Annotated in this window: 23 protein-coding genes; 12 read left to right on the top strand and 11 right to left on the bottom strand. The window is 50.7% G+C overall.

Annotation, left to right across the window (positions count from 1 at the left end):
* Position 1: 1 nt before the first annotated feature.
* Genes ACSHWX_RS02230 through uraH form a run of 5 tightly spaced genes read right to left on the bottom strand, consistent with a single transcriptional unit; the run spans position 2 to position 6,235 of the window.
* Positions 2–1,231 carry a urate hydroxylase PuuD gene (locus tag ACSHWX_RS02230; protein ID WP_435666550.1) on the bottom strand — a complete coding sequence of 410 codons (1,230 nt, stop codon included), beginning with the start codon at positions 1,229–1,231 and terminating at the stop codon, positions 2–4.
* Positions 1,221–2,063, bottom strand: coding sequence for a xanthine dehydrogenase accessory protein XdhC (gene xdhC, locus ACSHWX_RS02225; protein WP_435666549.1), 843 nt, complete (start codon positions 2,061–2,063; stop codon positions 1,221–1,223). The genes ACSHWX_RS02230 and xdhC overlap by 11 nt, the downstream gene beginning before the upstream one ends.
* A 3-nt stretch (positions 2,064–2,066) precedes the next feature.
* Entirely contained in the window at positions 2,067–4,376 is a 2,310-nt protein-coding gene (gene xdhB, locus ACSHWX_RS02220; RefSeq protein ID WP_435666548.1) for a xanthine dehydrogenase molybdopterin binding subunit, read from the bottom strand.
* Positions 4,373–5,860: a xanthine dehydrogenase small subunit gene (xdhA, locus tag ACSHWX_RS02215; RefSeq protein WP_435666547.1), complete on the bottom strand. Its 1,488-nt coding sequence runs from the start codon at positions 5,858–5,860 to the stop codon at positions 4,373–4,375. The genes xdhB and xdhA overlap by 4 nt, the downstream gene beginning before the upstream one ends.
* A 3-nt stretch (positions 5,861–5,863) precedes the next feature.
* Positions 5,864–6,235, bottom strand: a complete 372-nt coding sequence (uraH, locus tag ACSHWX_RS02210) for a hydroxyisourate hydrolase (RefSeq protein ID WP_435666546.1) — start codon at positions 6,233–6,235, stop codon at positions 5,864–5,866.
* Between the two features lie 212 nt (positions 6,236–6,447).
* Between uraH and puuE the strand changes: the two genes are divergently transcribed.
* Genes puuE through ACSHWX_RS02195 form a run of 3 tightly spaced genes read left to right on the top strand, consistent with a single transcriptional unit; the run spans position 6,448 to position 9,214 of the window.
* Complete coding sequence (gene puuE / locus ACSHWX_RS02205) at positions 6,448–7,863, top strand: allantoinase PuuE (protein WP_435666636.1); 1,416 nt, start codon at positions 6,448–6,450, stop codon at positions 7,861–7,863.
* A gap of 8 nt (positions 7,864–7,871) precedes the next feature.
* Entirely contained in the window at positions 7,872–8,702 is an 831-nt protein-coding gene (locus ACSHWX_RS02200) for a bifunctional allantoicase/(S)-ureidoglycine aminohydrolase (RefSeq protein WP_435666545.1), read from the top strand.
* A gap of 2 nt (positions 8,703–8,704) precedes the next feature.
* The gene (locus ACSHWX_RS02195; RefSeq protein ID WP_435666544.1) at positions 8,705–9,214 is read left to right on the top strand and encodes an ureidoglycolate lyase; all 510 of its coding nucleotides are present in this window, start codon (positions 8,705–8,707) and stop codon (positions 9,212–9,214) included.
* On the opposite strand, the gene ACSHWX_RS02190 is transcribed toward ACSHWX_RS02195, so the two are convergent.
* The gene (locus tag ACSHWX_RS02190; RefSeq protein WP_435666543.1) at positions 9,215–9,661 is read right to left on the bottom strand and encodes an Lrp/AsnC family transcriptional regulator; all 447 of its coding nucleotides are present in this window, start codon (positions 9,659–9,661) and stop codon (positions 9,215–9,217) included.
* Positions 9,662–9,897: 236 nt separating this feature from the next.
* Between ACSHWX_RS02190 and ACSHWX_RS02185 the strand changes: the two genes are divergently transcribed.
* From ACSHWX_RS02185 to ACSHWX_RS02165, 5 genes are all read left to right on the top strand, one after another.
* Positions 9,898–11,013 (top strand): saccharopine dehydrogenase family protein, encoded by a 1,116-nt coding sequence (locus tag ACSHWX_RS02185; protein WP_435666542.1) that lies wholly within the window; start codon positions 9,898–9,900, stop codon positions 11,011–11,013.
* A 453-nt stretch (positions 11,014–11,466) separates the two neighbouring features.
* Complete coding sequence (locus ACSHWX_RS02180) at positions 11,467–12,246, top strand: ABC transporter ATP-binding protein (RefSeq protein ID WP_435666541.1); 780 nt, start codon at positions 11,467–11,469, stop codon at positions 12,244–12,246.
* Positions 12,247–12,295: 49 nt separating this feature from the next.
* Entirely contained in the window at positions 12,296–13,018 is a 723-nt protein-coding gene (locus ACSHWX_RS02175) for a transporter substrate-binding domain-containing protein (protein ID WP_435666540.1), read from the top strand.
* Between the two features lie 147 nt (positions 13,019–13,165).
* Positions 13,166–13,969: an ABC transporter permease gene (locus ACSHWX_RS02170; protein WP_435666539.1), complete on the top strand. Its 804-nt coding sequence runs from the start codon at positions 13,166–13,168 to the stop codon at positions 13,967–13,969.
* Positions 13,966–14,805 carry an ABC transporter permease gene (locus ACSHWX_RS02165; protein ID WP_435666538.1) on the top strand — a complete coding sequence of 280 codons (840 nt, stop codon included), beginning with the start codon at positions 13,966–13,968 and terminating at the stop codon, positions 14,803–14,805. Before ACSHWX_RS02170 ends, ACSHWX_RS02165 begins: the two co-directional genes overlap by 4 nt.
* Positions 14,806–15,307: 502 nt before the next feature.
* Here the strand turns inward: ACSHWX_RS02165 and ACSHWX_RS02160 are convergent.
* From ACSHWX_RS02160 to amaB, 4 genes are all read right to left on the bottom strand, one after another.
* Positions 15,308–16,840 (bottom strand): glutamate synthase-related protein, encoded by a 1,533-nt coding sequence (locus tag ACSHWX_RS02160; RefSeq protein ID WP_435666537.1) that lies wholly within the window; start codon positions 16,838–16,840, stop codon positions 15,308–15,310.
* Positions 16,841–18,517: 1,677 nt separating this feature from the next.
* Positions 18,518–19,504 carry a phosphoribosylaminoimidazolesuccinocarboxamide synthase gene (locus tag ACSHWX_RS02155; protein WP_435666536.1) on the bottom strand — a complete coding sequence of 329 codons (987 nt, stop codon included), beginning with the start codon at positions 19,502–19,504 and terminating at the stop codon, positions 18,518–18,520.
* 203 nt (positions 19,505–19,707) lie between these two features.
* Positions 19,708–20,937, bottom strand: a complete 1,230-nt coding sequence (locus tag ACSHWX_RS02150; protein WP_435666535.1) for a pyridoxal phosphate-dependent aminotransferase — start codon at positions 20,935–20,937, stop codon at positions 19,708–19,710.
* Between the two features lie 30 nt (positions 20,938–20,967).
* Complete coding sequence (amaB, locus tag ACSHWX_RS02145; protein ID WP_435666534.1) at positions 20,968–22,482, bottom strand: L-piperidine-6-carboxylate dehydrogenase; 1,515 nt, start codon at positions 22,480–22,482, stop codon at positions 20,968–20,970.
* Positions 22,483–22,684: 202 nt separating this feature from the next.
* Here amaB and ACSHWX_RS02140 point away from each other — a divergent pair, with 202 nt between their 5' ends.
* Entirely contained in the window at positions 22,685–23,599 is a 915-nt protein-coding gene (locus tag ACSHWX_RS02140; protein WP_435666533.1) for a LysR family transcriptional regulator, read from the top strand.
* A 39-nt stretch (positions 23,600–23,638) separates the two neighbouring features.
* On the opposite strand, the gene ACSHWX_RS02135 is transcribed toward ACSHWX_RS02140, so the two are convergent.
* The gene (locus ACSHWX_RS02135) at positions 23,639–24,232 is read right to left on the bottom strand and encodes a LuxR C-terminal-related transcriptional regulator (protein ID WP_435666532.1); all 594 of its coding nucleotides are present in this window, start codon (positions 24,230–24,232) and stop codon (positions 23,639–23,641) included.
* Positions 24,233–24,313: 81 nt separating this feature from the next.
* Between ACSHWX_RS02135 and ACSHWX_RS02130 the strand changes: the two genes are divergently transcribed.
* Genes ACSHWX_RS02130 through ACSHWX_RS02120 form a run of 3 tightly spaced genes read left to right on the top strand, consistent with a single transcriptional unit; the run spans position 24,314 to position 26,848 of the window.
* Positions 24,314–25,492: an acetyl-CoA C-acetyltransferase gene (locus tag ACSHWX_RS02130; protein WP_435666531.1), complete on the top strand. Its 1,179-nt coding sequence runs from the start codon at positions 24,314–24,316 to the stop codon at positions 25,490–25,492.
* Between the two features lie 30 nt (positions 25,493–25,522).
* Entirely contained in the window at positions 25,523–26,218 is a 696-nt protein-coding gene (locus tag ACSHWX_RS02125) for a CoA transferase subunit A (protein ID WP_435666530.1), read from the top strand.
* On the top strand, positions 26,219–26,848 hold the full coding sequence (locus ACSHWX_RS02120; protein ID WP_435666529.1) for a CoA transferase subunit B: 630 nt from the start codon (positions 26,219–26,221) through the stop codon (positions 26,846–26,848).
* The last annotated feature ends 92 nt before the right edge of the window (positions 26,849–26,940 follow it).

The following is a 26,940-nucleotide window of genomic DNA, read 5'->3' as shown; positions in this document are numbered from 1 at the left end:
TCTAGGTGCCCTTATTTGCGCTTTCAAACCATGTGACAAGCAACTGGCGTTCTTCTTGGCTAATATCGGTTACATTGCCCGGTGGCATGGCGTGGGAACGCCCAGCCTGAATGTAAATTTCATGGGCGTAAGATGCGATTGCAACGTCGCTATCTAACAGAACATTTTTCGGTGCTTGCGCGACGCCTTCCCAAACCGGTTCTGAGGTATGGCACATGGAACAACGCCCCATCACTGTGTCCCGTGCATCTTCAAAATGGGGGGACGCGAGGTAGATTTCTGCTTGAGCACGTGCCACATCACCTTCAGCCATGCCGCCAACTTTTGGGTTTGTGGACAGCCACATAATGAAGATGAAAAGCACTGCAGACAGGAGCCAAGGCCAAAGGAGATTTTCGCCTTTAAGTTGTTTGGTGTTGAAGTGATGCCGGATCAATACGCCGATCAAGAAGATCAGTGCCGCGATCACCCAGTTATATTCGGTGGCAAACGCCAGCGGGTAATGGGTCGATAGCATCAAGAACAACACTGGCAGTGTTAGATAATTGTTATGTACCGAGCGTTGTTTGGATTGCATGCCCAACGCCGGGTCTGGTGATTTTCCGGCTTTTAGGTCCGCAACGATGATTTTTTGGTTCGGTATAATGATGAAAAACACATTTGCCGACATGATGGTCGCCGTAAACGCGCCCAAGTGGAGCAATGCCGCGCGGCCGGTAAATAGCTGAGTATATCCCCACGCCATGGCGACCAAAACGACGAACAAAAATAACATCAAACCGATGTCAGATTTGCCCAGTTTTGATTTACAGAGTTGATCGTAAATCAACCAGCCAAGGCCAATTGATGCAACAGAAATCGTAATACCGACTGGTGCAGAAACGTCCAAAACATTACGGTCAATCAAATAAAGGTCCGCACCGACATAATAAACGATGGCCAACATGGCAAAACCGGATAGCCAAGTGGTGTAGGCTTCCCATTTAAACCAAATCAAATGTTCGGGCATGTTGGACGGCGCAACCATATATTTTTGAATATGATAGAACCCGCCGCCATGCACCTGCCATTCTTCGCCTTGCACGCCCTTGGGCAATTGATCATGCTTGCGCAATCCCAAATCAAGCGCGATGAAATAAAAGCTGGAGCCGATCCACGCGATACCGGTGATGACATGCAACCATCTGACCCCAAAGCTGAGCCATTCGAACATTATCGCGCTATTCGGCATGTTGCGCTCCCTTTAATTCTTCTAGTGCGCCCGATTGCTCAATTGGATATAGCGCTGTGATAATTTGAGCCACAACGAGTGCGGCAATAATTTCTGGCCGTTTGTCGGTTGAAACTTCCCCGCCAATCGGACAGACCAATTCATTTGCCGATATTTTGGCATCATAAGCCTCACCCAGCCAACTTGAAAATACTGCGCGTTTTGTCTTGGAGCCAATCATGCCCACATAGGCAAAGTCCCCACGCGCCAATGCTTCACCTGAAATCAGAAAATCCAGCGCATGATCATGGGTCAAAACGACAATCGCGCTTCCTGGCTTTGCTGAACGGATTTCAGCTTCAGGCAATGGGGAAAGCCGCGTTTCTACATTTTCGTAAATTGGAAGCTCGTGCGCACGCTGATCGATGAGGATTGGTTTCACGGGAAGAAGCGTCAATGCTTTGGCCAGCGCTTTGCCCACATGGCCTGCGCCAAAAATTAGCACCTCAGGTTCCCGCGCATGTTCACTTTCAAGCCGTGCAAGCACGCTGTCTATGTCTACGATTTTTGATAGAGACAGTTCAACCTGTCCACCACAGCATTGCCCGATTTCAGGGCCAAGTGGCACGGTCACTGTCTTTTCAGGCGTGTCATGCCGCAGCATTTTTCGTGCTTCATCGATCATCATATATTCGAGCTGACCACCGCCAATGGTCCCAATCATATCGGTTTCGTTCACCAACATCCACGCGCCGACCTCGCGGGGCGCAGAGCCTTTAACGTTCACAATTTGAACGTCAATTGTTGGGTAACCTTGCATGAAGGTTTGTGCTTGATCGATGGACAGGCGCATTTACTATGCCCCTTTGAGCCGCTGCACAGCCATCAAAACGCGTTCCGGCGTTGCTGGCGCGTCAAGCCTTGGGCACGTCTTGTATTCAGCGACAGATGCGACCGCCATCGATAGCGCTTCAAGCACACTTATTGCCAACATAAAGGGCGGTTCACCGACGGCCTTGGATCGGCGGATGGTGCGGGCTTTATTTTCTGACCAATTGACCAAATTGACGTTGAATTGGCGTGGTCGGTCAGACGCCAGCGGAATTTTATATGTCGACGGTGCGTGGGTTTTTAGCTGCCCCTCTTTTGACCACCAGAGTTCTTCGGTGGTGAGCCAGCCCATGCCTTGCACAAAAGCGCCTTCAACTTGGCCTTTATCAATGGCCTCGTTTATCGAACGTCCGACGTCGTGTAATATATCAACGCGCTCAACGAAATACTCGCCGGTTAGGGTGTCGATCACCACTTCTGAAACTGCTGCGCCATAGGCAAAATAGTAAAACGGTTTGCCCTTGCCTTCATCGCGGTTCCAATGGATTTCTGGTGTTTTGTAAAACCCGGCAGCGGAGAGTTGCACCCGGTTCATATAGGCGTCTTTAACAAAATCATCAAAAGCGATGCGGTTTTCACCAACCACAACATGATTGTTGTTAAAACTCACTTCGTCTGCGGAAACTTCATATTTTTCAGCGGCGAAATCCACCAAACGCTGTTTGATTTGCTGCGCTGCGTTTGCGGCAGCCATCCCGTTTAGGTCAGTGCCTGATGAGGCGGCAGTGGCAGAGGTATTGGGCACTTTGTCGGTGCGCGTCGCGGATACTTTTATGCGCGACAGATCGATCTGAAACTCATCCGCGACCACTTGGGCCACTTTGGTGTAAAGGCCTTGCCCCATCTCCGTGCCGCCATGGTTGAGTTGGATCGAGCCGTCACTATAAACATGCACCAACGCCCCAGCTTGGTTGTACCAAGTGGCCGTGAAAGAGATGCCAAACTTAACCGGAGTCAGTGAAATACCGCGTTTTAGGATGCGGTTGGATTTGTTGAACTCTAGAACGGCTTTACGGCGTTCTTGATAGTCTGAACTTTCCTCCAGCTCATCAACAACCCGCTCGATAATGCTGTCATCAACCACTTGATGATAAGGCGTTAGGTTCTCGCCCTCCTGCCCGTAAAAATTGGTACGGCGAATTTCAAGCGGGTCTTTACCCAGCGTGTAGGCAATTTCTTCGATGATGCGTTCGCCACCAATCATCCCTTGCGGCCCACCAAAACCACGAAATGCGGTGTTGGACACGGTGTTGGTTTTTAGCGGTTTGGACCGTAATTCAACGTCTGGAATGTAATAGCAATTATCAACGTGGAACAACGCTCGGTCCGTTACCGGGCCAGACAGGTCAGCAGAGAACCCACAACGAGCGGCGAAGTCTGCGTCTACCGCGAGAATTTTGCCCTGCTCGTCAAACCCGACATCATAGCTCGCCACAAAATCGTGCCGCTTGCCGGTTGCGATCATATCATCGTCCCGGTCAGGCCGGATTTTAACAGCGCGGTTGTGTTTTTTGGCCGCCAGCGCCGCCACCGCCGCGAAAAGGCTGCCTTGGGTTTCTTTACCGCCAAATCCACCGCCCATGCGACGAACATTTACGGTGACGGCATTGGACGGCACGCCCAGCACATGGCCGACCATATGCTGAATTTCGGTTGGGTGTTGGGTTGAGGAAAAAATAGTCACCTCATCATCTTCACCCGGAATAGCCATCGCGATATGACCTTCAAGATAGAAGTGATCTTGGCCACCGATTTCCATTTCGCCCTGAATGCGCATAGGTGCTTTTTCAAGCGCGGGTTTAGGGTCGCCACGTTTTAATTTGAGCGGCTTGGTGACCATTTCCCCCCCTGCCGCTTCTGCAGATTTCACATCTAAATGCGCATCAAAGACGTCATATTTAATGTCGGCTTTGTGCGCGGCACGACGCGCCTGCTCACGGGTTTTCGCAATAACAGCAAAAATCGGCTGGCCATAAAAATGCACCATGCCCTTGGCAAATACCGGCTCGTCATCCAACCCTGTTGGGCTGACATCATTTGTGTCGGGAATGTCATGTTCTGTAAGAACATCAACAACGCCATCCGCAGCGCGAACAGCGTCCAAATCAATTGATGTGATGTTACCATGCGCACATGTGGACAGGCCTAAATAGGCATGCAATGTGCCTGCCGGTTCGGCCATATCATCAAGATATTCAGCCTGACCGGAAACATGTTTGTGTGCTGATTCATGTGCAACAGATTGGTGGACGCCGCCTTTAATGGTCTCGCTCATAGTACCGCCTCCAATGTCGCAGCACGCGCCAGATCATCCAGACTAAATGAGTTCTCATCTGCATGTTCGAGGTAAAACCGTTCCAACAGATTTTGTGCCACAGAAAGGCGATAATCCGCAGATGCGCGCCAGTCTGAAAGAGGCTTATAGTCGTTAGCAAACAACTGCTTTGCATCCATAATAGATCGCTCTGACCATGGTGCGCCAATAAGGGCGTTTTCCACTGCGCTCGCTCGTTTGGGCGTTGCGGCCATGCCACCAAATGCGATGCGAATGTCTTTTATGCGCCCGTCATCAATTGTTGCGCTGATCGCTGCGCAAACCGCTGAAATATCTTCATCGCGCCGCTTAGATATCTTATAGGCAGCAAAGATTTGGTCTTCCGCAGGCAGCGGAATTTCAATGGTTTCAACAAACTCGCCTTTTTCGCGATCTTGTTTCCCATAGTCGACAAAGAATTTCTCTAAATCAATCGTGCGGCGCTCATCGCCTTTGCGCAACGTCAGTGTCGCGCCTAGGGCAATTAGCGGAGGCGGCGTATCGCCAATTGGCGAGCCATTGGCCATGTTGCCGCCGACGGTGCCCATATTGCGCACTTGTTCGCCGCCAATACGACGCCAGAATTGAGACAGTTCGGGCAAATACTCATCAATAGTTTCCAGCAGGTCTGAATAGCTTGCACCGCCATCGACTTTGATTGAATTGTCGCTAACTTCAATATTTCGGAAATCCCGCAACCGCGAAGCAAAGATTACTGGAGAAATATCGCGCATCTGCTTGGTGACCCAAAGCCCAACATCGGTCGACCCTGCAACAATCGTTGCCTCAGGGTTTGCTGCATAAATTGTTGCGAATTGGTCCCGCGTTGCTGGGGCAAAAAACTGTTCATTTCCGTCAGAAATCTCGACGATCATATCGTCTTGAATTTGGCTGAGCTGCGCCAAAATACTTTCGCGCTCTGCAATTAAGAAATCATCTTCCAGCTTACCATTTGCCGTTATATCCAGCGCGGCTTTTACGATGGGGGCATAGCCCGTGCATCGACAAAGATTGCCCTGCAAGTATCGCTCCACCAGCGCTACATCCGGCTCAATCTCGTTCATCCACATGGCGTAAAGCGACATCACAAATCCCGGCGTGCAAAATCCACACTGGGAACCATGATGAGTAACCATTGCTTGTTGGATAGGGTGCAACTCGCCGTCTTTGCCCTTTAGGTGTTCAATCGTCACGATGTGACACCCGTCTAGCGAAGCGACGAACCGAATACATGAGTTCACGCTCTCATATTTCACGCGACCATTATCCATCCGGCCAACAAGCACGGTACACGCGCCGCAGTCGCCTTCCGCACACCCTTCTTTGGTGCCAGTTAAGGTGCGCTCCAAACGAAGATAATCGAGAAGCGTTTGGGTCGCTGGAACATTTTCAAGTTCAAGCATTTGGTCATTGAGCAAAAATTTTAGCTGCTGGCGCGTCGTCAAGTCCTAGCTCCCGCGATAGGTGGAAAAGCCATAAGGCGAGACCAAAAGTGGTACATGATAATGTGAGGTTTCATCTGAAACGACAAACTGAATTGGCACTACATCAAGAAATTGACCGCTTTCCAGCGTCACATTGTGCGCTGTGAAATAGTCGTTGACGTAAAACCGCAATTCATAGCGGCCTTTGCGCAAATTGCTTGCGTCGCGCATTGGTCCATCGCATCTACCGTCTTCATTGGTCATTGCGGTTACCAAAGGCGCTGTGTCGCCCGTTTCAAGGTCAAATAGTTCGATTTTAAGCCCAGATGCAGGGCAGCCACGTGCTGTATCCAAAACGTGGGTCGTCAGTTTACCACTGCCGTCTTTGTTGGTCATGAACTCCCCCTTGCTCTTTCTTTTTCCTTCAAATTTGGGCTTGAAGTCAAGAAATTTTAACAAATGGTCAAAAATTAGGATTTGTAATATGCTCAACCATCTATTGCGCGATTGACCAAATCAAATGCGCGCTTCATCTTAGCAAACACATTCCAGTTTGACTCAAAATTCCTGAAACTGAAAATTACGGACGAACAGAAGTGACAAAATCAATTCGATATGACCGGGATATGGTTGGGTATGGCGCAAATCCGCCAAAGGCAAGTTGGCCCAATAGTGCCAAAATTGCGGTGCAGTTTGTTCTGAATTACGAAGAAGGCGGCGAAAACTGCGTGCTGCATGGCGATGCTGCATCTGAAGCGTTTCTGTCTGAAATAGTTGGCGCACAACAATGGCCAAGCCAGCGCCATTGGAACATGGAAAGCATCTATGAATATGGATCGCGTGCCGGATTCTGGCGGCTCCATCGCCTGTTCACAGAGCTGGATGTCCCACTTACCGTTTACGGTGTGGCGACAGCCCTAGCGCGATCACCTGAGCAAGTCGCCGCCATGCAAGATGCAGGTTGGGAAATCGCCTCCCACGGTCTGAAATGGATTGAATATAAAGATTTCACCCGTGATGAAGAAGAGGCGCATATGCGCCGCGCCATCCAGTTGCATTATGAAGTAACAGGCGAGACACCAAAAGGTTGGTACACGGGCCGTTGTTCGTCAAACACCGTTGATCTTGCTGCGCAGATCGGCGAATTCGCCTATGTGTCGGACAGTTATGCAGATGATCTACCCTATTGGTATGAGGGCGCAGACAAGCCACAGCTGATCATTCCTTATACGCTTGATACAAACGATATGCGTTTTGCCGCCGTTCAGGGCTTTAATTCAGGTGACCAATTTTATTGTTACCTAAAAGACAGTTTTGATACGCTTTACGCAGAGGGCGAAACGGGTCAGGCGAAAATGCTCAATATCGGTTTGCACTGCCGGCTGGTGGGGCGCCCAGGGCGCATTGCGGCGTTAAAACGTTTCATCGAATATGTTCAAAGCCATGATGATGTTTGGATCGCCAAGCGGATCGAGGTCGCCGAACATTGGGCAAAACAGCACCCGTTCGAAAAACAACAAAACCGCCCCTCAACGCTGACGAAACCAAAATTTGTTGAACAATTTGGCGGCATTTTCGAACATTCCCCCTGGATCGCAGAACGGGCATATGAGCGCGAGATGGGCGCAGCCCATGACAGCGCAATCGGCGTGCATTCTTTGCTTGCAGCCGAGTTCAGAAAAGCCAGCGAAGACGAGCAGCTAGGCGTGTTAAACGCGCACCCTGATTTAGCTGGCAAACTGGCCGCCGCAAAACGGCTGACAAAAGAATCAACCGCAGAGCAAGCGTCAGCCGGGTTAGACGCCCTAACAGACGACGAGCGTGCCCGCTTTAGTGAATTAAATACGGCTTACGTTACAAAACACGGATTTCCCTTCATCATCGCGGTGAAGGGATTAGGCAAAGATCGAATTCTTGCACAGTTTGAACAGCGCATTCACAATGAGCGTGACGTTGAATTTACGACAGCCTGCAAGCAGGTGGAGCGCATTGCGCTTTTGCGGCTTAAAGAATTGTTGGATTAGGAGTGAATATGCCACATCGCAACTATTATGCACCAGCCGGTGGGTTGCCGCCTCAAACCCAACTGATGACGGGGCGTGCCATTTTCACTGATGCCTATGCGGTCATTCCCAAGGGCGTGATGGGTGACATTGTGACCTCTTATTTGCCGCACTGGACCCAAACACGCGCTTGGATTATCGCCCGCCCATTGTCGGGATTTGCTGAAACATTTGCCCAATATATCGTTGAAGTTGCGCCCGGTGGCGGATCAAACCGGCCCGAGCCGGACCCAAAAGCCCAAGCGGTGCTGTTTGTGGTTGAGGGGGAATTGGACATTGAATTGGATGGCCAACATCATCGCATGGCAGAGGGCGGCTATGCTTATATCCCCCCTTCGGCTGATTGGTCAGCCCACAATAAAACAGATCATCCTGTAAAATTTCATTGGATCCGCAAACAATATGAACCTGTCGACGGTATCGACCAGCCAGATGCATTTGTGACCAACGAAAAACTGACGCCTGAAAACCCAATGCCGGATACGAACGGGGCCTGGGCCACGACCCGCTTTGTCCAACCCGATGATTTACGCCACGACATGCATGTCAACATCGTCACGTTCGAGCCGGGCGGCGTAATCCCGTTTGAAGAAACCCATGTGATGGAACATGGACTTTACGTACTTGAGGGCAAGGCCGTTTATAAACTTAATAGTGATTGGGTTGAGGTTGAAGCGGGCGATTTCATGTGGCTGCGCGCCTTTTGTCCGCAAGCTTGCTATGCAGGTGGGCCGGGCAAATTCCGCTATTTGCTCTATAAAGACGTCAATCGTCATCCCAAACTTCATATTGGACGGTAGATATGGATATCCAAGATTTGGATCGCATTGACATATTGCCCTTAACGGCAGAAGCATTTGAACCATTTGGTGAAGTCATCGACCTTGCCGATGCTGAGAACTTTCAGATCAATAATGGCATGTGTACGCGGTTTAACGACCTAGCGACGGTGGAATTGGACGGCGAAGAAGCCCGACCTCTCGTAAATATATTTCGCGGCAAGCCTTATGATTTGCCGTTGCATCTTAAAATGGTCGAGCGCCATCCACTGGGGTCGCAAGCTTTCATTCCGATGTCAAAACGCCCGTTTTTGGTTGTTGTCGCCCCAGATAAAGATGGTTTGCCACAGCGACCAAAAGCGTTTCTGACCAAGCCCGGACAAGGGATCAATATTGGTCAAAATATCTGGCACGGGGTGCTGACAACTTTGGGCGAAGTGAGCGATTTTGTTGTGGTAGATCGAGGTGGTGCGGGTAATAATTTGGAAGAGTATTTCTTTGACGAAGGCTATATTGTGGATTTTGGGAAATAGTCAGCGCCGATCCAGTTTCCGCCCCAGAACCAGTGAGGTCTGCGTGCGGCGTACGCCGGGGATCAGCGCGATTTCGTCGATCACCGCGTCAATATCTTCAAGCTGCGGCGCTTCAACCGACACCAATAAATCAAATTCACCACTGATTGCCAAGCTCAGTTTCACCTCAGGGAAGCTCGCGAGCTTTTCATTGATTTGCTTATTTTGTTGCTGCAGCACTTCGATCAACACAAAGGCTTCCACCATTTGCTTGCCGGGGTCTTGGGCAAGGCGAACCGTATAACCGGTCACATATCCAATACGTTCAAGTCGGGTAATGCGCTCATGCACTGTCGTACGGGCAATGCCTAATTTCTTCGCAATTTCTGACGTTTTGGCGCGGGCATTTGCCTTTAGCAGCGCCACAAGCTCGCGGTCCAAATCATCCCGCAATGGTCTTTCAAGCATGTTTTTCCCCAAAACGATCTGTCAGCATACCGACAATCTGACGAACCCTATATGGACCAAAATGTAAGCAATGGAAATTGCTTAAGTCATCTTTTAGATTCATCACTCGTCATTTCATCGGCATTGCTCTTCATATTTCGTCATAATGACGATTTTTCTACTTTTATGTCGCTATTTTCCGACAATGCCCTCAGGCACTATTCCGCCAACATAAATTTCAAGTTTAAGGGCGAATTATGAATTGGGAAGTTTTGGTTGTTGGTGGCGGTAAAATCGGCCGTATGGTTGCGGTCATTTTGCAAAATGCTGCAGAATTTAATGTCACCATTGCAGATGCCGATGAAAAAATGCTGGCGGAAGTTGCAGCGCTTGGCATCGCCACACGTAAAGTTGACGTCACCAGCGAAGCAGAGCTTTTGCAAGCACTGGATGGCAAAAACGCCGTTTTGAGCGCCGCGCCATATTTCCTAACCCCAGCCATCGCGACAGCCGCGAAAAAGTCTGGCGCACACTATTTCGACCTCACCGAAGACGTTAAATCGACAAAATTCGTGATGGAACTGGCCAAAGACGCCAAATCAGCCTTCATGCCACAATGTGGCTTGGCACCGGGCTTCGTGGGCATTGCGGGCTATCATTTGGCCAAGCAGTTCGACAGTATTGAGGACCTTTCCATGCGTGTTGGCGCCCTTCCGCGTTACCCAACAAATGCGCTTAAATACAATCTCACATGGTCAACCGAAGGGTTGGTCAACGAGTATTGCAACCCTTGCGAAGCACTGGTTGATGGAAAACTCAAAGAAGTTGCACCGCTCGAAAACTTGGAGAACTTCTCTCTAGACGGTGTCGACTATGAAGCGTTCAACACGTCAGGTGGCTTAGGCACGTTGTGCGATACACTTGCTGGTCGCGCACAAAATGTCTCTTATCGTTCGATCCGCTATCCGGGCCACCGCGACGTTTTGAACATTTTGCTCAACGATCTAAAGCTCAACAAGCGCCAAGATTTGATGTGCGAGATTTTTGAAAACGGCTTGCCGCGCACGCGCCAAGACCAAGTCACTGTGTTCTGCACCGCAACAGGCATGATTGACGGGCAGTTTGAAGAACGCTCTTTCGTCAATGTTTCAACGGCTATGGATGTTGCAGGTCGCAATTGGAGTGCAATTCAAATCACCACAGCAGCTGGGGTTACAGCGGCGATGGATTTGATGCGACAAGGGCGCTTGCCACAGAACGGTTTTGTGGCTCAAGAACAGATCGATTTGGATGAGTTCTTGGCCAACCGATTTGGCGCCCTTTATTTGGGAAAACCTTTTGAAGCCCAAGCGTTGGCCCCAAAAGCCGCTTAACAGCGAACCAAACTGAATGTTACATTTTGTTCATATGGATTGAACAAAATGCGAAATGATGGGTCATTTTTGAGCAATTTTATGACTATTCATGAGATTGCTCTGCCTTCATAATCAATTTTTGCAATGTCGAATTCGTTTGGCATTGCATCAGCTATCAGGGAATAGCTGGATCTTATATTGGAGGATATAAGGTCATGGTGACTTTGCACACTCAACAAAGCGAAGCACTTAACGGGAGGAAGATGACGCATTCTGGTTACCCAACTTGGGCTTCTATGTCCGCTTTGGTGTCGCAAATGATGTTGCGCACCGGGCGGTTCTATGCCAATTGCGTTTTCGCTAGGCTAAATTCCCCCATTATTGGCATTTTTTCGTTGCTGGGATGCGTTAAGTCTTTGCAAAGGCACAAATATATGCCTACTCTTTGGCCGATGAGTAAAGAAAGTAAATATGTCGAATAACCAAACTCCTGTCATTGAAATACGTAATCTGCACAAGAGTTACGGTGCGCTTGAAGTGCTAAAAGGCGTGGATTTGGTCGCCAACAAAGGCGATGTCGTCAGTCTGATTGGGTCTTCTGGTTCCGGCAAATCAACCTTACTGCGGTGTGCGAACCTTTTGGAAGACAGCCAGCAGGGTGAAATTTTATTTGATGGGCATCCGGTCAAATGGCGCGGGGAAGGCCACAACCGCAATCCCGCAGACAAAGACCAAGTCATTGCTATTCGCACCAACCTTTCCATGGTGTTCCAACAGTTCAATCTTTGGTCGCACATGTCCATTTTACAAAATGTCATGGAAGCGCCGCTGACTGTTTTAAAACAAGCACCCGATGTGGTTGAAGAACGCGCCCGCATGTTGCTCGACAAGGTGGGCATTGGCGACAAATGCGATGCTTACCCCGCTCAACTATCTGGTGGCCAACAGCAGCGCGCCGCGATTGCGCGGGCCTTGGCGATGGAGCCGGAAGCCTTGTTGTTTGACGAACCCACATCCGCGCTTGACCCTGAATTGGAGCAAGAGGTGGTGAGGGTGATCAAAGATTTGGCCAAAGAGGGTCGCACCATGTTGCTGGTAACCCACGACATGCGGCTGGCCGCTGATGTTTCAGATAATGTGGTGTTTTTGCATCTTGGCAAAATTGAAGAGCAGGGACCGCCCAAAGAATTATTCGGCAATCCAAAAACCAAACGTTTACAACAATTCCTAAGTGCCGGAACACCAGACTAGGCATCAAGGGAACCAATACCAAATTTAAATAATTAACAGGGAGACCAAAATGAAAAAAATCTTGATTTCAGTTGCCGCATTGGCATTGAGCGCAAACTTTGCAATGGCGGATACAATTCGCTTGGGCACAGAGGGTGCATATCCTCCATATAACTTCATCAACGAAGCTGGTGAAGTTGACGGTTTTGAACGTGAGCTTGGCGATGAGCTTTGCAAACGTGCTGAACTAGAATGTGTTTGGGTGACCAATGAGTGGGATTCAATTATCCCGAACTTGACCACTGGCAACTACGACACAATCATTGCTGGTATGTCGATCACCGCAGAACGTGATGAAGTTATCGACTTCACGCAAAACTACACACCTCCATCACCTTCACTTTATGTGGCGGCATCAGCTGATATCGACCCAACAACTGCAATTGTTGCGGCACAAACATCGACCATCCAATCTGGTCACGTTGCTGCGTCTGGCGCGACATTGGTTGAATTTGCGACAGCTGACGAAGCCGTTGCAGCTGTGAAAAATGGTGAAGCTGATGCAGCTTTTGCTGATCTTGACTACATGGCACCAATCGTTGCTGAATCTGGCGGCGCATTGGTTGTTGTTGGCGAGCCAGTGCCACTTGGCGGCGGTGTAGGCATGGGTGTTCGCGAGTCAGACAATGAATTGCGCGACAAGTTTGATGCAGCGATTGGCACAATGAAAGCTGATGGCACATTGAACACTATGATCAAAAAATGGTTCGGTGACGACGCCCTAGTGTTTTAATCTGAACTAAACAATTGTCGGCGGAATGTCACTTTGGCGTTCCGCCGCTTTTTTGCAAAGCACATCAACATGTTTTCCTATTGCGTCGAACCAAGATTATTAGAAGGCACCCAGTGGCTCGCTTGTTATTTAACAACGGGCAAGCACATGGCATTCTACTCGTCGTTCGGCACAGTTTTGATCTTATTGGCCATTACCGCCCCAATCGCTCTTTTGTTTGGGTTTGGCGGTGCCACCGCTGCCCGTTCAACAATCGCGCCGATCCGCTGGTTTGGTAAAGCCTACACTGCCATTGTGCGTGGCATTCCAGATATTGCCTTTTTCCTATTTTTCGTGATCGCGCTCGATCAAATGTTCGAATATGCGCGCCACAAAATCTTATGCTCGGACTGGACCGAGCCTGTGCGCCAGGGCAACGACTTTGTTGTATGCTCAATCGCAAAACTTCCCCAATCATCTTCCCCTGAGTGGATGCATGAACTTTACGGATTTTCACTTGCTGTTCTCACGTTTGCCATTGTGTTTGGCGCGTTTGCAGCAAATGTTTTATATGGTGGCATGCGCGCTGTTCCGCGCGGCCAGTTAGAGACCGCGGAAGCTTACGGGATGAGCCGTCGACAAACATTTTGGCGCATTCTTGTGCCCCAAATGTGGGTCTATGCGCTGCCCGGTCTTTCCAATCTTTGGATGATATTGATCAAAGCGACCCCATTGCTGTTTCTGCTGGGGGTTGAAGATATCGTTTATTGGGCGCGCGAACTGGGTGGGTTCAAAACCCAAGTTTATGCCTACCCCCACAGTGATTGGCGGCTGTTCTATTTCCTTGGGCTTTTGGTGTTCTACCTTGCGCTCACAAAAATAAGCGAAATTGTTTTGGTGAAACTGATGGCACGACTAAGTCGTGGACAAGCCACCATGGGCGGCGAAGAGCAGAGAAAGGCCGCAGCATGAGTTGTTTTCAAACCATCACCGATTACGGCCTGCGCTCAATCGGCATAGGCAAGCGTTTGTTGCCAAAAACCGATTTCACGCTTTGCGAACACTTTACCCTTATTGGCTCAGGGATGATCTGGAACATCTATTTCGGGTTGATCGCTCTTTGTACCGGGTTCCTCCTCGCGACTTTGGTCGCGGTTGGCAAAAACTCCAAACATTATTGGATACGCAAACCAGCCGAGTGGTTTGTCTTTTTGTTTCGCGGTTCACCCTTGTTCATTCAGTTTTTCCTAGCCTATGAAACATTTGTGTTGTTGCCAAAGGTGGGCATTGACATCAATCTTGGCTTTATTGAAATCACGCCTGAAACCCGATGGCTAACAAAGGCCTGGTTGGGCGCAACGATTGTGTTGTTCCTCAACACTGCCGCCTATTCAGGCGAGATTTTTTATGGAGCGCTGAAATCAATTCCAAAAGGCGATGTGGAAGCAGCGGATGCTTACGGCATGACGGGTTGGCCACGCTTTAAGCGCATTATTTGGCCCACCATGCTGCGCCTCGCTTGGCCCGCTTATACCAACGAAGCGATCTTTTTGTTCCATGCCACAACTTTGGTGTATTTCTCCGGGTTCCCAGCTTGGCAACAACGCGGCGACGCGCTTTATTATGCCAGCTACTTTGCTGACAAAACGTTCAACCCGTTTGTACCTTATCCGATTTTGGGGTTCTATTTCGTGCTGCTCACGCTCTTGGTGATTTCCATCTATGGCGCCATCAACAAACGGCTCAACAGGCACCTGCCCGAGAACCAGCGCCAGAAGATCAAATATAAACCGCAAATTATTCGATAGGCTTGATCCCTCCACCCTTAATCCCTCCCCACGAGGGGGAGGGAAATAGTTTTGGCGCGAAGTCAACGCTCCCTCCTTCATCCTGAACTTTTCGAAGAATGAAAGTTTATGCACCGCATTCATGGTTCGACAGGCTCACCATGAGGAAGGTGGAGGGCCGTAGCCGCCCAAAACGGTTACAGCCCCAACCAGATATCGCCCATTACTCTGCCCAAGGATAGACGGCAGCCCAACCAGCGACGATTGTCGCAATGGCAATGTCAGGGACGCAACGTGCGCGTCGCGAACGCCACATAGTTGTGCGGTATGTCCCGTGGGAACGACAACCTTCCCTCCCGGCCTCCCCGGACTTGATCCGGGGTCAATTCTTCTTTTTACACCGCTAATTGACGCCCAAATCCCGCGCCACACTCCCCGCCCTCATCCTGAGCTTTTCGAAGGATAAAGCCACAATGCACGTCATTCATGGTTCGACAGGATCACCATGAGGTGGGATGCTGGTTCATCCTTTTAGTCCAGCGAAGCGCACACCGCTGAGGTCGGCCATTTCTCGTTTCCACGTTGTAATGTCACGTTCGTTCAAATCGCTTAGGGCCGCGTGGCCGCACGCCCGTGCCAGTACTTGCATAAGTTCCACACTGGCCCCAAAATATCGTGACAGACGTTCTGCACCCACCTGCACATCAAGGCGCTTGCGAAGCTCGGGCTTCTGGGTCGCGACGCCTACCGGGCAGTTGTTCGTGTTGCACATGCGCGCAGCGATACAGCCGACGGCTTGCATTGCCGAGTTGCTCAAAGCAACAGCATCTGCGCCAAGAGCCATAGCTTTCACGAAGTCTTCAGCCACACGTAAACCACCTGTTATGACAAGTGTCACTTCGCGACCTGTCTTGGCATCTAAATGGGCACGAGCGCGGGCAAGCGCCGGAATGGTTGGAATAGAAATATGGTCGCGAAAGATCAATGGGGCCGCACCTGTGCCGCCGCCACGACCGTCAAGGATGATATAGTCAGCACTCGCCTCAAGGGCGAAATCAATATCGTCTTCGATGTGATTGGCGGACAATTTAAACCCAATGGGAATACCGCCCGAACGCTCGCGAACCTGATCGGCGAGGTGTTTGAAATCCGCTGGTGTTTCAAGATCAGGGAAGGTTGACGGAGAAATCGCGGATTGCCCCGGTTCCAATCCCCGCACTTTAGCGATTTTGCCCTGTACTTTGTCGCCAGGCAAATGCCCACCCGTGCCGGTTTTCGCGCCTTGGCCACCTTTGAAGTGGAACGCTTGCACGCGCGACACAAGATCAAGGTCCCAGCCAAACCGCGCAGATGCCAATTCGTAAAAGTACCGCTGATTTTCTGCTTGCTCTTCGGGCAACATGCCACCCTCACCCGAGCAAATACCGGTCCCCGCCATCTGCGCACCACGCGATAAGGCCGTCTTGGCCTCTTCTGATAATGCCCCATAGCTCATGTCGGAGACAAAAAGCGGTATATCCAGCTGCAATGGCTTGGCGGCACGCGGGCCAATCGTGACATTCGTTGCCACGGGCACATCATCGAGCTGCGGTTTACGGGCCATTTGCGCGGGAAGTATCTGGATGTCGTCCCAATGCGGTAGGTCTTTGCGCGGCACGCCCATCGCGCCCATTTCACCGTGATGACCCAACTTCGATAGTCCATCCTTGGCGAGCGCGTGGATGCGGGCCACCGTTGGCTCTTCCGGCGTCGGGGTCGCGGTCGGAACGTCAGATTTGGGTTCTGGTGACGGGTCACCTACGTTCAGGTCACCCAGACTGGCGTGCGTGCCGTCGCAAAAAGGGCCTGACCCCGTAGCCTTACACTGGCACAGCGCCGCGCTGCCCGTGCTATCAGCGGTAAACTTCAGTGGTGTCACACCGGAACCAGCATGAGAGCCGTCGCAAAACGGCTGGCTTTTGGACATTCCGCACCGACACCAATAATAGTCCTTACCCTTCTCCAAATCGACTTTGGCAGGATGTTTCGCGGCTATGATCGGTGCGGACTTGGTCATGTGTTTTTCTTTCTCGGTGCTCTTGCTCTTGAGCTATAGTGGCTATTCGCTAGGTTTTATGATGATACATTTTTTCTGCAGCATTGCACCTACTTGCAATTATCCCGCCCCGATACGAATTTGTATGAACTTTTTACGAGTTGAATGACGACTTCAAGACCGTCATTTGTCTTTGGCGTGAAGATCATCCCAAAGCCTTCCCACCCGTTATTCTGCCCAAGGATGAACGACAGACCAACCCGCGTCAATTTCCGCAATGGCCATGTCGGGATTTGGTCGGTGCATCGCGAACGCCACCTAGTTGTCCGGGATGTCCCGTGGGAACGACAACCTCCCCTCTCGGCCGTCCCGGACTTGATCCGGTGTCTGTTCTTTCTTTTACACCGCCAATTGACGCCCAAATCCCGCGCTACACTCCCCGCCCTCATCCTGAGCTTGTCGAAGGATGCAGCCGCACTGCACTTCATTCATGGTTCGACAGGCTCACCATGAGGCGGGAGTGATGCAAACGCTATTTAGACCCAGCATCAAGTGCGGGGTGGCCAATGGTTATCGGGGTTCTGACCCTTTTGGCATTCCCGGCCTCGAGCCGGGATCGAACATAAATTGTACCAAACTCCGCCGCCACCTACGGCCGTCATCCCCGCGCAGGCGGGGATCCAGTCAGAAGCAAATCAAACATACGGCTTTCGCGTGGATAATCTCGCCTGAACCCCAGACTAAATCTGGGGTGACAGTTGTGGATTGTGGCGGCGTGTATACACAACAACTAAGTTCCGGCTCAGTAAAATAGAGTCCCGCAAATATGGCGAGTAACCTCATTGCCTTGTGTAAGTCTCGCTCACCATGCACGCCCCCAACAGGGGTAGAGGCCGAAGCACAGACACTGCTCTCAGCGTCACACTCAGGCCCGACCTGATGGGCCCGACGGGAATGACCTCAGCGCGTCATAGACCCATATGACTCATAGTTAGAGGCCCATAAATACTGGGGTCGACCCAGAATATGACAAGAGGAGACAAATCGGACAGCTCACCAAGCACGCCCTCATCCTGAACCTGTCGAAGGAGGGAACCGCAATGCACTCCATTCATGGTTCGACAGACTCACCATGAGGTGGGGGGAGGTGTTGCAAGCGTTGAGTGGGCCTCGAATCATATTCATCATTCGTGTTGCGTTGAAATCATCACAAAGCCTTCCCACCCGTTATTCTGCCCAAGGATGAACGACAGACCAACCCGCCTCAATTGCTGCAATAGCCATGTCGGGATTTGGTCGGTGCATCGCGAACGCCACCTAGTTGTCCGGGATGTCCCGTGGGAACGACAACCTTCCCTATCTGCCGCCCCGGACTTGATCCGGGGTCTGTTCTTTCTTTTACACCGTCAATTGACGCCCAAATCCCGCACCACATTCCCAGCCCTCATCCTGAGCTTGTCGAAGGATGCAGCCGCAATGCACTTCATTTATGTTCATCTAACATCCAAAGAGCCCCCCACCCTTAATCCCTCCCCACTAGGGGGAGGGAAATAATTTTGGATCAAACGTTTCGACTTCCCGGTCGTCATCCTCGGGCTTGACCCGAGGAACCATGATGCGGTGCCGTTCGGCGATGCCGAATTGGTTAAAGCTACCCTCTGTGAGAGACTAGGTGCTTCACACGCGAAAACGCCACGCTTAGAAATATTCAGAAAGTTCTAGGGCCAGAGCGCTGCGGACACGTTCACGCACGGGTATCGATGTCTCCGGTATTTCGAATTTCAAACCGGTCAGTTGTTCGTACAATGCGACATATTTGTTGCTGAACTCACGCAAGGTGTCGTCGGGAATTACTGGAATTGGATCATTGTAGGGGTCGCATTGGCTAACAACCCACAAGCGCAAAAACTCCTTATCCAAACTGTTCGGTTCCTCGCCAGCCTCAAAGCTTCGCTGATAGGTTTCGGCGATCCAAAAGCGACTAGAGTCCGGCGTATGAATTTCATCTGCAACAACTACAACGCCATTTTCATCAAGGCCGAATTCATATTTTGTGTCGACCAAGATAAGTCCCTTCGTGGCCGCTAACTCTTGTCCACGGGCAAAAAGGGCCAGGCTTTTTTCCTTAATCTCATGCCATTGTTCCGTCGTGACAAGTTGGGTTTCAAGGATCTCAAATTCTGTGATCGGCGCGTCGTGCCCTCCCTGAGGGGGTTTAGTTGTCGGGGTAATTATCGATTTGGACAATTTCTGGTTTTTCTTCAAGCCGTCTGGAAATTTATGGCCATATATCATTCTCTCGCCGCGCTCATACATTGGCCAAATGCTGGTGTTGGTAGAGCCTGTAAGATATGATCGGACCACAATTTCGATCGGCAACATGTCGAGGTCTTTGGCCATAACGACGTTCGGGTCCGGATAAGAAATCACGTGGTTAGGACAAATGTCTTTGGTTTCATCAAACCAGTAGCGGGCAATTTGCGTCAGCACTTGGCCTTTGTAGGGCACAGCCGCCAAAACCACATCAAACGCTGATTGACGATCGGTTGCTATCAATAGGCGTCGGCGGTCAGGCAACTGATAGGTATCGCGCACCTTATTTCGCGAAAATCCCGGCAATTCAGGGTATTCAGCATCGATTAGAAGGTTGTCTAGCTGATGCGCGTTCCCGGTTTGCTTCGCCATATGACCAATACCCCTTATCTTGAAAAAACGCAGAACGTACCATATGGGTTACGCATTGCAAGAGAACGACATCCAAACCGACCAACACAAAAAAGACAGCTACCCGGATTTGGCCCGGGGTGGCGGCAGGAACTTCCGCAATAAAAATAGTTGCCGTTTGCTCTGGCCTAGTTCCCTGCTTGCGCTGGAATGACGCCGTGGAATTATTTCAGCTCAACACAAGCCTTCTGTATCCGTCCCACCGCTTCTTCCAACTCAGCTTTTGCCGCCGCATAAGAAATCCGGAAATAAGGCGACAAGCCAAACGCTGAGCCCGGCACAATCGCGACATGGGCGCTTTCTAGGATATAGCGACAAAAATCGCTGTCGCTCTCAATTTTTGATCCATCTGGTGCTGTTTTGCCGATCATGCCTTCGCATGAGGAGAAGGTGTAAAACGCGCCTTCTGGGGTGCGGCATTGAACGCCTTCAATGGCGTTTAAGCCTGCCACAACCAAATCGCGGCGTTCTTGAAACGACAAGCGGCGGGTTTCAAGAAATGCTTCATCGCCATCCAGCGCTTCAATGGCAGCGGCTTGGGAAATCGAAGAGGGGCAGGATGTGGCTTGGCTTTGAATGACAGCCATGGCGCGGATCAATTCCTCTGGCCCGGCACCAAACCCTAAACGCCAACCGGTCATCGCGTGGGATTTTGAAACGCCATTGATAACCAACGCGCGGTCTTTTAGGCGTGGCTCGACTTGCACGGGGGTGACGAACTGAAAATCATCATAAATGATGTGTTCGTAAATATCATCGCTCATCAGCCAAACATGGGGGTGAGTGAGCAGTACATCGGCAAGCGCTTGCAATTCATCTGAGTTGTATGCCGCGCCGGTTGGGTTCGACGGAGAGTTTAGCAGCAACCAGCGGGTTTTGTCGGTGATCGCGTTTTCAAGCTGATCGGGTTGCAGTTTAAACCCTGCCTCCCCCGGACATTGCACCAGCACTGGCACACCGCCGCAAATCCGCACGATATCTGCGTAAGTGGTCCAGAACGGGGTTGGGATGATGACCTCATCGCCCTCGTTTAAGGTCGCCATAAAGGCGTTATAGAGCACCTGTTTCGCGCCGGCAGAGACCGAAATGTTTTTCGGCTCAAATTTGAGGCCGTTGCCGCGCGCCAGTTTTCGGCACACGGCTTCTTTCATTTCTAGCGTTCCATCGAGCGTGGTATATTTGGTTTGCCCCGCATCGATGGCTCTATGAGCGGCATCTTTAACATGATCTGGCGTGTCAAAATCCGGCTCGCCAGCGCCCAAAATAATCACCGGATTGCCTTGCGCCTTCAGTTCCCTAGCTCGGGTGCTGATTTTAATGATTTCTGAAACCGAGATATCAGAAATCCGGTTGGCACGGACAAATTTTGATGGCGAAATCGTTTGGGCGGTCATATTGTAATGCTCTTGTTTTTTGATCAGTGACTAGTCAATATCGAAACTTACGCCCTGGGCCAATGGCAATTCAGTGCCATAGTTTACCGTGTTGGTTGCGCGGCGCATATAAGCTTTCCACGCGTCTGATCCACTTTCGCGTCCGCCACCTGTTTCTTTTTCCCCGCCGAATGCACCACCAATTTCTGCACCTGACGTGCCGATATTGACGTTTGCAATGCCGCAATCTGAACCAGATGCAGAAAGGAACCGCTCTGCTTCACGCACATTCAAGGTGAAAATCATGGACGAAAGACCCGCACCAACGGCGTTTTGCATATCGATGGCGTCATCCAAATCTGTGTATTTCACCACATAAAGAATGGGGGCGAATGTTTCTTCAAACATTGGGCCAGACTGTTCGGGCATTTCAACAATTGCAGGGCGATAATAATAGGCGCTTTCATTGCTTTCCACATCAACGCGTTCACCACCAACAATTTTGCCGCCAGCCGCTTTTGCAGCAGACAATGCTTTTTCCATATTATTGGCCGCATCTTTGTCGATCAGTGGACCAACCAAAGCGTCTGAGGACAAGGGGTTGCCGATTGAAACGCCTTCATATGCCTTTTTAAGCTGAGGGACCAACTTGTCATAAACGCTTTCATGCACGAACAAGCGACGGGTTGATGTGCAACGCTGACCCGCAGTGCCCATCGCGCCAAATGCAATGGCACGAACTGCCATGTCCAAATCGGCAGATGGGCAAACGATACCCGCATTGTTGCCGCCGAGTTCAAGAATTGACCGTGCAAAGCGTTTGGCCAAACGTGGGCCCACTTCGCGGCCCATACGGGTTGAACCTGTTGCAGAAACAAGGGCGATTTTTTCATGATCAACCATCACTTCGCCGCCAACGCGATCCGCGACAAAAATAGTCGACAATCCTTCAGGTGCATCACCGAATTTGGCGAGTGCCTTATTCATGATCGCTTGGCAAGCCATGGCGGTCAAAGGTGTTTTTTCTGATGGTTTCCAAATGGTCGCGTTGCCGCAAACAAGCGCTAGCGCGGCGTTCCAAGACCAAACAGCCACTGGAAAGTTAAAGGCTGAAATAATGCCGACAACCCCTAGCGGGTGCCAGTTTTCCATCATGCGGTGTTCAGCACGCTCGGTCGCAATGGTAAGGCCATAAAGCTGACGAGAAAGACCAACTGCGAAATCGCAAATGTCGATCATTTCTTGCACTTCGCCCAAACCTTCGGATGGGATTTTACCCGCTTCGATGCTGACCAAACGGCCAAGTTCATCTTTATGAGCCCGCAATTCTTCGCCAAGCAAGCGAACAAGTTCGCCACGACGAGGGGCTGGCACATTGCGCCACGCTTTAAACGCGACATGGGCCTTGTCGATTTGACTTGAAATCTGATCGGCAGAGGCAAGTTTTACGTTGGCAATGGTCTCGCCCGTCGTTGGGCTTACGACAGCCAAGTCGCCGCCCTGAAGGGCTACGACATCAACGCCAAGTTTTTGCAACAGGTCTTTAGTTTGGTCTTTGACGCTCATGGATGGCTCCAGAATTTGTGATCTCGCAATTCGCCCATTGAGGCGAAACGCAGTCTTTGGTTGAAACGGATTGGCTAAACGCGGCTATTGTTCTTTAGAACAAGTTGGCGCGAGATGGCCTTTAAAATTCGTAATACTCATGATAAAGCAATGAAAAGCCCTGAAGAAGCAATGATTTTTCATTACTTGATGAGGAAAACTTATGCATACCAGTCGTCGCAATTTCCCTTCGATCAACACTTTAAGTGCGTTTGAGTGCGCTGCGCGTCATCTTAATTTCACCCGCGCAGCGGAAGAAATGAACCTGACGCAGAGTGCGATTTCAAGGCAAATTCGCGATTTGGAATTGCAATTAGGGGTTACGCTTTTCGAACGTATCCGCAAACGGGTTGTGCTGACTGAGGCTGGTGCGCGGTTTTTGGTGGACGCGAAATATTTGATTGAGCAGACCGAAGGGCTTGTTTACCGCACCATGGCCTCGGCCAAAGCGGATGCGACCTTGTCGGTTGCGACGCTGCCAACGTTCGGGTCGCACTGGTTGGCCCCACGGCTACCGCAATTCTTGCAGAACAACCCAAAGCTTGCGGTCAATCTTGAAAGCCGGTGGTCACCATTTTCGCTGCAAGAGCAGTTTTTTGATGTGGCGATCCATTTTGGCCGCCCTATTTGGGCTGGCGCTTCATGTCAGCCGCTATGTGATGAGTTTATGCTGCCCGTCGCCGCACCTGCCCTGATGGCCGATATGAACGTCAATAGCGCCAATGATTTGCCAAACGTTCCCTTGCTGCATTTACAGTCAAGACCAACGGCTTGGCGCGACTGGTTTGAGCAACAGCACATTGAAAATGATGAACCATTTCGCGGGCATCGATTTGATCAGTTTTCGATGGTGATTGAAGCATGTGTCGCCGGGTTGGGCGTTGGGTTGCTGCCTCAATATCTGATTGAAACACAAATTGAACTTGGACGTTTGGCCGTTGTCGACCCACGCGCATTGCAAACCGAAGATGCCTATTTTTTAGCGATACCAGACGACAAGGCTGAAAAAGCCGGGGTGGTAGAGTTCACCAAATGGATCCGCTCACAAATCAGCCAACCAGTTGATGAAACGGGTTAATGTAAGGCGAGCCGACTAAGGCAAGCTTCACGCTACAGATCACCCAACCTCATTTTCAGATGAAAACCAAGCGACCAGTTCGGCGGCATTTTTGACCCCGATAGATTTCATGGTGCGGGCGCGATGCGCTTCTATTGTGCGTTTGGATAGTCCAATTTCACTGGCGATTTGTGCATTGGTTTTACCTTGCGCCACGAGCGTGAGCACTTGCTTTTGCCTGTCTGTCAGTGTTTCGACGGTCGGGCGAACGGCTCTATTGATCGGTTCAAAACAATAAATAGCCTTGGCAAAAGGATCAGTCGGTTTCATCGATCGACCCCGCACGTTGCACCAAAACTCTGTCTGGTCAGCACGCCGCATAACCCGCTCATCATAATAGGTTAGCCCGCCAGCAAAATTTGATTTCCACATCTCGCCGGTACGTACGAAGTCTGCAAATTTGGGATATAACAGGTGAAAGCTGGTATTGTGCAATTCATCAGCCGTATAGCCAAATATCGAGGCGAACTCGATGTTGCATTGTTTGATGATGCGGTGTTCTGCAAGCACTAAAGGCACAGGCATTTCTGCCAGAGAAAACTGGTCAGGCTGGGTGCTGGCACCCTGTTGTGCTAAAGTTTCAATTGCATCCATAGGGTATAAATACGACTAAACAATTGCTGTGCGCAAGCTCTACCCTTTGCTATCTTCATCAAAGCTAGAGTGGGCAATGCCATGTCGATCAAAGATCTTGTCATCCTAAGCGCAAAGCGCACACCAATTGGCGCCTTAACCGGAACGCTTTCCAATCATAGCGCCGCTGAATTGGGTTCTATTGCGATCAAAGCGGCAGTCGCCCAGTCTGGTGTCGAAAATGACGCTATTGATGAAGTTTTGATGGGCCAGGTATTAACCGGTGGTGCAGGCATGAACCCAGCGCGACAAGCCTCACGCAACGCGGACTTGCCAGACCATACGCCGGCAGCGACCATCAACCAAGTGTGCGGCTCGGGCTTGCGCGCCATTATGCTTGGGGCGCAGCAAATTCAAACGGGTGTCGCCAGCTATGTGGTGGCTGGCGGGCAAGAAAGCATGACCAACGCGCCCCATGTCGCGCCGATCCGGCAAGGCAAAAAGGCCGGTGATCTGAAACTTGTCGACAGCATGATGTTTGATGCGCTTACCGATGCGTTTCATGGCTACCCAATGGGCAATACGGCCGAAAATGTCGCAAAGAAATATAACCTGTCACGAGAAGAACAGGATCAGTTCGCTTTAGCATCGCACCATAAAGCAGCGGCTGCGCAGTCCAATGGTTTCTTTGATAGCGAAATCATACCCATCACCATCAAAACGCGTAAAAGCGAAGTTAAATTTGGCGCTGATGAGAGCGTTCGCCCCGATACAAACATTGAATTGATGGGCAAATTACGCCCCATATTTGATCAGGAAGGCTCCGTAACCGCGGCGAATTCCTCCAGCATTAACGATGGTGCAGCTGCCCTTGTCATAGCCGACGCGGTTCGGGCAGCGGACGACGGGCTGACCTCACTGGCAAGCATTCGTGCCTATGCCCATACCGGGCTTGATCCCGCCTTTATGGGGCTCGGCCCGATTTCTGCTTCGCGCTTAGCGGCAAAACGGGCAGGTTGGTCTTTAGATCAAGTGGACCTTTTTGAGTTTAACGAAGCCTTCGCCGCTCAAAGTTTAGCAGTTGTGAAAGAATTGGACGTTGATCCGAAAAAGGTCAATATCAATGGCGGCGCAATTGCATTGGGGCATCCGGTCGGCATGTCTGGTGCGCGGGTGCTGAGCACATTGATCTATGCGTTGCAGGCACGCGGCGGCGGGCGCGGCATCGCAAGCTTATGCATTGGCGGCGGCATGGGCATTGCCATGGCGATTGAAGTTTGAGAACCGCAAAGCGGTTTTTTAGGAGGGAATATGAACAAAATTTATAATTCACCTGAAGAGGCCCTGAACGGTCTTCTCCATGATGATATGTTAATTGCCGCTGGCGGCTTTGGCCTTTGCGGCATACCGGAACTGCTGCTCGATGCGATCAGAACGTCAGGTGTTAAAGACCTTACATTCGCTTCAAATAATGCGGGTGTGGATGATTTCGGCATCGGCATTTTGCTGCAAACAAGACAAGTCAAAAAAATGATCTCGTCTTACGTTGGAGAAAACGCTGAGTTTATGCGCCAGTATCTTTCTGGTGAGCTTGAACTTGAGTTTAATCCGCAAGGCACATTGGCCGAACGTATGCGGGCAGGTGGCGCGGGCATTCCCGGTTTTTATACAAAAACAGGCGTCGGCACGATCATTGCAGAAAACAAAGACCACCGCGATTTCAATGGCGAAACCTACATTATGGAAGAAGGCATTTTTGCCGATCTTTCCATCGTCAAGGCGTGGAAAGCTGACGAAACCGGCAATGCGATTTTTAGAAAAACTGCACGCAACTTCAACCTACCCGCAGCAACTTGCGGCAAAGTGTGTGTGATGGAAGTTGAAGAGATCGTGCCTGTCGGGTCGCTTGATCCAGACTACATCCATCTGCCGGGCATTTATGTGCATCGGATTGTTGAGGGTCAACACGAAAAACGGATTGAGCAACGCACAGTTAGGGAGGCGTAAATGAGCTGGACAAGAGATCAAATGGCTGCCCGCGCAGCCCAAGAGTTGCAAGACGGCACGTATGTAAACCTTGGCATTGGCATTCCAACAATGGTGGCCAACTATATTCCTGAGGGCATCAATGTCACGCTTCAATCGGAAAACGGCATGTTGGGCATGGGCCCATTCCCAACAGAAGATGAAATCGATGCGGACCTGATTAACGCAGGTAAGCAAACAATCACCGAACTGCCCCAAACCGCCTATTTTGATAGTGCAACTTCGTTTGGCATGATCCGGGGCGGCAAGATCGCCATGGCTATCTTGGGTGCGATGGAAGTTGCTGAAAACGGTGACCTTGCCAATTGGATGATCCCTGGCAAACTCGTCAAAGGCATGGGCGGCGCAATGGACCTTGTTGCCGGCGTTGGCCGCGTTGTGGTTGTCATGGATCACACCAATAAGCACGGCGCATCCAAAATTCTAAAAGAATGCACCCTGCCGCTTACTGGAACCGGGGTTGTTGACCGTATCATTACCGACTTAGGCGTATTTGACGTGAAACCTGGTGGTTTGGAAATCGTTGAGACAGCCCCAGATGTTTCACGGGAAGATATCCAAAAAGCAACTGAAGCGAAGATTATAAACTGATTTGGGTTCGACTTCGTGTTCAGGCATTGCTGATGCTGTAAGCACCCCACCCTTAATCCCTCCCCATCAAGGGGAGGGAGATAGTAAGAGTA

Source organism: Maritalea sp., assembly GCF_051251695.1.
In the GTDB taxonomy this organism is placed as follows: Bacteria; Pseudomonadota; Alphaproteobacteria; order Rhizobiales; family Devosiaceae; genus Maritalea.
This window is presented reverse-complemented; position numbering and strand designations above follow the sequence as displayed.